General features: G+C 35.8%; 6 protein-coding genes and 1 tRNA gene. All 7 read left to right on the top strand.

Features of this window, described 5'->3' with window-relative positions; genetic code table 11:
- Positions 1-95 precede the first annotated feature (95 nt).
- Positions 96-1,499: a phosphomannomutase/phosphoglucomutase gene (locus KC460_03685; protein ID MCA9770441.1), complete on the top strand. Its 1,404-nt coding sequence runs from the start codon at positions 96-98 to the stop codon at positions 1,497-1,499.
- A gap of 6 nt (positions 1,500-1,505) precedes the next feature.
- Positions 1,506-2,342 carry a deoxyribonuclease IV gene (locus tag KC460_03680; GenBank protein ID MCA9770440.1) on the top strand — a complete coding sequence of 279 codons (837 nt, stop codon included), beginning with the start codon at positions 1,506-1,508 and terminating at the stop codon, positions 2,340-2,342.
- A gap of 130 nt (positions 2,343-2,472) precedes the next feature.
- On the top strand, positions 2,473-3,480 hold the full coding sequence (locus KC460_03675; protein ID MCA9770439.1) for a type I glyceraldehyde-3-phosphate dehydrogenase: 1,008 nt from the start codon (positions 2,473-2,475) through the stop codon (positions 3,478-3,480).
- Positions 3,481-3,571: 91 nt separating this feature from the next.
- Positions 3,572-3,648: transfer RNA gene (locus tag KC460_03670), tRNA-Ile, on the top strand.
- A 33-nt stretch (positions 3,649-3,681) separates the two neighbouring features.
- Complete coding sequence (locus tag KC460_03665; GenBank protein ID MCA9770438.1) at positions 3,682-4,440, top strand: hypothetical protein; 759 nt, start codon at positions 3,682-3,684, stop codon at positions 4,438-4,440.
- Between the two features lie 6 nt (positions 4,441-4,446).
- A complete protein-coding gene (locus KC460_03660) occupies positions 4,447-4,995 on the top strand; it encodes a ribonuclease HI family protein (protein MCA9770437.1) in 549 nt (182 codons plus the stop codon).
- A complete protein-coding gene (locus KC460_03655) occupies positions 4,988-6,130 on the top strand; it encodes a SpoIID/LytB domain-containing protein (protein ID MCA9770436.1) in 1,143 nt (380 codons plus the stop codon). Before KC460_03660 ends, KC460_03655 begins: the two co-directional genes overlap by 8 nt.
- Positions 6,131-6,134: the final 4 nt, after the last annotated feature.

Here is a 6,134-nt window from a genome sequence, read left to right as displayed (position 1 = left end):
TAACATCTTTTTATCAGCGAGATTTTCCTTTTTTTACAAAATTATTTCAAGATTTTAATTTTGGGATAGGTTCTTATTAAAAAGGAATGGCAGGTATGAAAGACGTTGTTTTTCGACAGTATGATATTAGGGGAAAAGTTGGATCTGAATTTATTATTGATGATGTGTATGACTTGACGTATGCTATTGCTGACTATTTTATGCAGCGTGATTTACAAGTAAAAGTTGTTGCTGTTGGTATGGATGGCCGTAGTCACTCAAAACAGATAAAACAGCACGTATGCGCTGTTCTTGCTGATAGTGGTTTTGATGTACTATTTATTGGTGTATGTCCATCGCCAGTCCTATATTTTGCTATGCATACTATGTCGATTGATGCTGGCCTGATGATTACTGCCTCACACAACCCAAAAGAATATAATGGTATTAAGATATGTTTTGGTAAAGAGATGGTGTGGGGTAATGAAATCGTAAAAATTCGTGAGTTATTTAAACAAAAAAAACGAGTTAATACCAAAAAGAAAGGTATCATCAAAGAGTATCCAGTCATACCTGCGTATATTGATTATCTTGCGCAGCAGTTTGATTTTTTAAAAAATATGCCACTTAGGGCTATTGTTGATTGTGCAAATGGTGTGGCCGGTACCGTTCTACCACAATTAGTGCGTGCAATGAAATGGCAACATGTTCATTTGCTTTATGAAGAAGTTAATGGTGATTATCCAAATCATGAAGCTGATCCAACGGTTGAGCACAATATGCAAGATCTAAAAAAATTATTGGCAGAAACTGATGCACAAATTGGACTAGGTCTTGATGGTGATTGCGATCGTATGGCGCCTATGACTAAAGATGGTTTTTTGGTACCTGGAGATCAATTATTGGGTTTGTTTGCACAACCAATTATCAAACAGCACCCAGGTTCGATAGTAGTGTTTGATGTAAAAGCATCATCGGCATTAATTGAAATACTTAAGAAATGGGGTGCACGACCAATTATGTCAGCAACAGGACACTCTTTAATCAAAGATACAATGAATAAGCATAGTGCTATTTTGGGAGGCGAATTAAGTTGTCATTTTTTCTTTCATGATCGTTATTTTGGATATGATGATGGTGTATATGCGATGATGCGACTATTTGAATTAATTTTAATATCTGGCAAATCATTAAAAGAGTTGCTTTTGGTTATTCCTGAGCGCTATAGTTCTCCCGAGTATCGTATTGATTGTGATGAGCAAGATAAACAATCAATTGTTGACGAAGTACGTTCTTATTTTGAGCAGCAAAAAAAAGTAAAAATGATAACTATTGATGGAGTCAGAGTAGTAATGCCGTATGGATGGGCGTTAATTCGTGCATCAAATACACAGCCAGTGCTTTCATTACGCTTTGAATCAGATACTAAACAGGGATTACAAAAAATAAAGCAGGAGAGTATAACTGTTTTAGCCAACTATAACGACAAAAATGAATTGGAGCGTGCATTTAATGTGTAGGGAGACATGGCAAGAACAGTAGGAGTCCACCTGCGACTTACAAGCACAATAACCTCTGTTGCGCAACAAGCACAGCGTTTGGGTGTTTCTAGTTTTCAATGTTTTTTGATTCAACAAAAAACGGAACGCCATATAAAACCAAGCGAGCAAGAAATTAAACAGTTTTTACAGCTACGTAAGCAATTTGGTGATTTATATGTACATGGTTCATATTGGATTAATTTGGCGCTTGTTATGCAAGAGAGTCATCGTGTTTTGCAACGTGAACTTGCGCTTGCTCAAAAATTACAGTTTAGTCATATCATTTTACATCCAGGAACAACTAAAGGTGCAACCGATCGTTTGGCAGGTATTGATACGATGGCTCGTTTTTTTAATCGATTATTTAAACGTGATATACCGCTTACCATTGTATTAGAAAACACGGCGTATGCTGGTATGTCAGTGGGAAGTGATTTGTATGATTTTGCATTATTATACTCAAAACTAGATAGGCCGGAGAAGATAAAGTTTTGTATTGACACTGCACATGCACATGCATATGGTTATGATATTATTAGTCAAGATGGTTTGCGTAATTTTATTGTACTTGTAAATGAAACTATTGGTATAGAAAATATTGTTTTAATTCATGTTAATGATACAAAAGAACTATGTGGTTCATACATTGATAGGCATTTTGCACCAGGTGATGGAATAATTGGGACAGATGCGCTTAAAAATTTTGTTTTACATCCACAACTGGTTGATATACCCCTGTTACTAGAGTTACCAATATTAGAGGAAAGTGACGTTAAAAGGGTTATTAATGAAGTTAACAATTGGCACATAGCTGTACTATAAGTATAAATTTTAGAAGTGTCTATGTAATTTTTTTTATTTTAGGGGGAATTTATATGAAAAAGATATTTATTTTTCATCTGTTTTTGAGGCAACAAGATATCACGATAGTGATATCACAAGGAGAGAATCAATGTTAAAAATTGCGATAAATGGTTTTGGAAGAATTGGTAGGAATTTTTTACGTTCTGTTTTACTCGATCCTAAAGCATCAAAAAAAATAAAAGTAGTTGCAATCAATGTTGGAACAGCGCAGATTGAAATGATTTCACACATGTTTAAATACGATACGTTAATGGGTCCATTTCCTGGTTCTGTGGAATTGAAAGATCATATGTTGGTTGTGAATGATTTTGCAATTTCTATTATTACTGAACTTGATCCTCTCAGTATACCATGGGTAGATCACTCAATTGATTGGGTTGTTGAGGCTACAGGAAGATTTACATGGCGCAAGGAAGCACAAAAACATTGTGATGCGGGTGCAAAGCGTGTTTTGATTACTGCGCCTGCATATGAAGAAGATGTGACCATTATTCCTGGTGTTAACGATACTGATTTTGATCCAAAAAAACACTATATTGTTGCACTTGGCAGTTGTACGACTAATGCATTTATGCCAATGGTAAAGGTGCTTCATGATGTATTTACGATCAAAAATGGCTTAATGACAACCATTCATGCCTATACCAACACGCAAGTGCTTCTTGATGTTAATGCAAAAGATTTGCGCCGTTCACGTGCAGCTGCAGTTAATTTAATTCCTACCACTACCGGTGTAGCAGAGTTAATTGGTAAGATTATTCCAGAGCTGCAAGGTTGTATTAGGGCTATGGCTATTCGTGTGCCAATTCCGAAAGTCTCATTAATAGAATTTAGTTTTATTACTCAAAAATCAATTTCGGCTGCAACAATTAACGAGGTGTTTATTGCGGCGACGCAAAAAGAGCCACTCAAAAATATTCTTGATGTGACAGACTATGAACTTGTTTCATCAGATTTTAGTGGTAACGAATATTCAGTTACCATCGATACTAATTTGACCGATGTGTGCGGCGATATGGGCAAAGTTTTTGGCTGGTATGACAATGAATGGGCGTTTAGCGTACGGTTGAAAGATTTTTTGCTCAGTACAATTTAGTTTATTTTAACTTCACAAAAACTCCTATTTTGGTATCATATGGTAACATAAGTTGTGGTAGTGAATTCCTTTCTTATAAAAATTATATGGCGGGCCCATAGCTCAGCTGGTTAGAGCAGTCGGCTCATAACCGAAAGGTCCCAGGTTCAAGTCCTGGTGGGCCCACCATAATTCTCAATTTCTCAACTTCAGGAAGGTGATATGGTGAGTGAACAAACCCCATTCAGTACATTTATCGATCTTGTAGCATTTGATCAAGGTTTACGTAGACTGCACGGCCAAATAGAGCAACTGGAGCAAGCAAAACGGGAATTTCAAGATCAGCAGAATGTTATTGAAGTGCAAAAAATACAAGCAAAAGACCGCGTGCACCAGTTATGTAAAGAGGTTGATAAGTATGAGCTACGTATGAAAGAGCTAGATGCACATTTAAAGGAAAAAAAAGCCCGACTTTATATTGTTAGCAATACAAAAGAGTACCAATCAATTAACACAGAAATTAATATTACTAAAAGCGAGCAGCACAATTTAGAAAATACACTTATTGACGCCTGGAATAAGGTTGAATCAGCGCAAAAAATGTATGAAAAGATTGAAAAAGAACATAAAAAAAAGCTTGAGGAAATTCATGTTTTGCGGCAAGAGGTACAGAGAAAGATTGATGTTTTTCAGCAGGAGTTAATAAGTAAAGAGCAAGCACGAGATGATAAAGAAAAATGTGTTCCAGATGAGTGGCTAGAAAAGTATTCTATGATGCGTATGCGTGTTGCGGATCCTGTGGTTCCTGTGCTTAATACGAGTTGTAGTGCCTGTTTTTATACTGTGACTGAACAGGGTATGCAGCAGTTGAGCAGAAATCAATTGTTGCAGTGTAAAGAGTGCTATCGTTTTTTGTATCTAGAGCAAAAAGATGAGAATGAAGTAAAAAAAACAGAATCTTCGTCAGAAACGAATGCATAAAATATTATGGAATCACTTTTTTTATTTGCTAAGACACGCAAAAAGAATGTAACCGGTCCTGCAAAAGTAAAATTTAAGACAAATCAACAAACAGATATACAGTATTGGAAAATGTATATTGATGGTGCATCTCGTAACAATCCTGGCGAGTCTGGTGTTGGCATTTGTATTAAGAAAAATGATCAATTATTTGCGCAGTATAGTTTTTATTTAGGGCTTAAAACTAATAATCAGGCGGAATATTTAGCGTTGTTGTTGGGGTTATGTGTTTTGAATAATCATATTGAACAGGATGATTTGGTACAAATTATTTCTGATTCGCAATTGCTCGTTAGACAAATTAATAGACAGTATAGGGTTAAACATCCGCTATTGCAGCCACTGCACAGTGCTGCACAAAAGTTGCTTGCACCACTTAATTATTCTATTGGCCATGTATTACGGGAAGAAAATATACAGGCTGATGAGCTAGCCAATTTGGCGGTAGACAAAAAGTCGCATATACCACAAGAGTATATAATATTATTACGGGAATGTGGGGTTTCTCTTGATTGACTTATTAAAAATGTTTTTTTTCTTGTTGTTTGTAAGTTCCGGTATGAATGCGCAAAAGTATTGCGTGCGTGTTTTGCTCAATGAGCAAACACTGACTGGTAAGCCAATCGAAATTTCTTGTTCAAAAGGATTTACACTTGTTGTTCCCAATGGAAAAAAGCTAAGTAAAAAGAAGTATCTTGCAAAAAAAGTAGTAGTGAATATAAAAAAACTGGGTACACAAACTGCTATATACATTAATAAACAAAGGTTTACGAAAAACCGTATTTATTTAGTGCCATGTTCGGAGTATTTACATTTTGATGGTGGAAATTACCAAGGCTCATTTTTATTAGCAAAAGAAAAAGATACATTATTACTTATCAATTGTATTGATGTTGAAGATTATCTTTTTAGTGTATTACGAACCGAAAGCTGGCCAGGTTGGCCGCTTGAAGTAAATAAAGTATTTGCAATTGCGTGCCGTAGTTATGCACTATCTATGATACTTAGCTCACGCAACAGCAAGCGCTTGTATCATGTAAGAAATACTAACCATCATCAAACGTATAGTGGTTTTCATGATCATGACCATCTAAAGGATGCGGTGATACAAACGCATGGGGTTTATTTAAGTTATAACAAAAAACCTATTGTTGCGATGTTTGATTCGTGTTGTGGTGGTGTGATACCAGCGGGAATAGAGAATACTAATTTTGATGATGCACCGTATCTTGCGCGGGATTATGCCTGCACGCATTGTCGACGTTGTAAGATATATAACTGGCAAGCAGAATTTTACTTAAAGGATTTTGAAGAAATACTTAAAAATTCGCTTAACGATGTGTATCGTTTACATGGTTTTACTGTTAAAAGAAGAGATAAAGCAGGATTGGTACAGGAGGTTATGTTGAAAGGAAAACCAAAAGATATGATAATCTCAGGAGAAAAAATGTACTCAGTTTTTAAAGAAATAAAAAGTTTTTATTTTAATGTGTCTAAAAAAGGTGAGAAAATTTTATTTACAGGCCGTGGGTATGGGCATCATCGTGGATTGTGCCAGTGGGGTGCGCATGAAATGGTCAGGCATGGCTGGAACCATGAAAAAATTTTAGAATTTTATTATCCGGGTACTGAGTTTGCAAAGTTAACATAAGACT

The sequence above is a fragment of the Candidatus Dependentiae bacterium genome, assembly GCA_020431705.1.
Taxonomy (GTDB): domain Bacteria; phylum Babelota; class Babeliae; order Babelales; family Vermiphilaceae; genus JAGQHQ01.
Note: the sequence above shows the minus strand (reverse complement) of the source record. Positions and strands in the feature narration are given on the sequence as shown.